This window comes from Vibrio sp. 1069, assembly GCF_033340555.1.
This window is the reverse complement of record NZ_JAWOWP010000573.1, coordinates 1-609: the sequence shown is the minus strand read 5'-3', so window position 1 is coordinate 609 and position 609 is coordinate 1. Positions and strand designations below refer to the sequence as shown.

The 609-nt window shown below is 49.3% G+C and carries 2 pseudogenes; both read right to left on the bottom strand.

Annotated features, from left to right (window positions below):
- Nucleotides 1–279, bottom strand: a pseudogene (gene vscR, locus R7040_RS27815) (SctR family type III secretion system export apparatus subunit VscR); the annotation flags it as partial.
- Nucleotides 276–609: pseudogene (gene vscQ / locus R7040_RS27810) on the bottom strand (SctQ family type III secretion system cytoplasmic ring protein VscQ); the annotation flags it as partial. The pseudogenes vscQ and vscR, both read right to left, overlap by 4 nt.

Sequence of the window (609 nt, the reverse complement as noted above, 5' to 3'; positions counted from 1 at the left end):
GCCCTCAACGCTGGCAGAGTCTTCCAAAGAAATGTCGTGCTGTTTTACGTAATCGTACGTTTCAAAGCCAACCGGTGCCATGATGAAAATCGACAAAATGATCGCTAAGCCATACAGCGCCATATTCGGCGGAATCTGTTGTACGCCAAGCGCATTTCGCAGCAGCGAAAACACGACCGCGAGTTTCACAAATGAGGTCGCCATCATGGCGATAAACGGGATCAATGCCAGCAGCGCAAGGCTGACAATGAGGTTTAGCTCATCAGGTAACTGAATCATGCCGGCTCCTGAGTGCCGCCGAATAATTCAAGCACACGTACACCTAAATGATCGTTGACGTTTACCAGTTCACATTCACCAATGATTTTACCATTCGCGCGCAGTGTCACGGGCTTAGACACCGGTTGGTTGAGCTCGAAAACGTACCCAGGTTGCAGTTGGTTGAGTTGCTCCAACGTGACAGTTTGGTGGCCGATGTCGAACGTGAGTTCCACAGGCAGTTGCTGGTGGTCTGTGAGTGTTTCGGATGTGTTTACGTCATTCATATCGGTTTCTTTCTCAATGATGTAGAGGGTGTTGTCTTCAAGCTGGCAACGCCACAGATTCTTA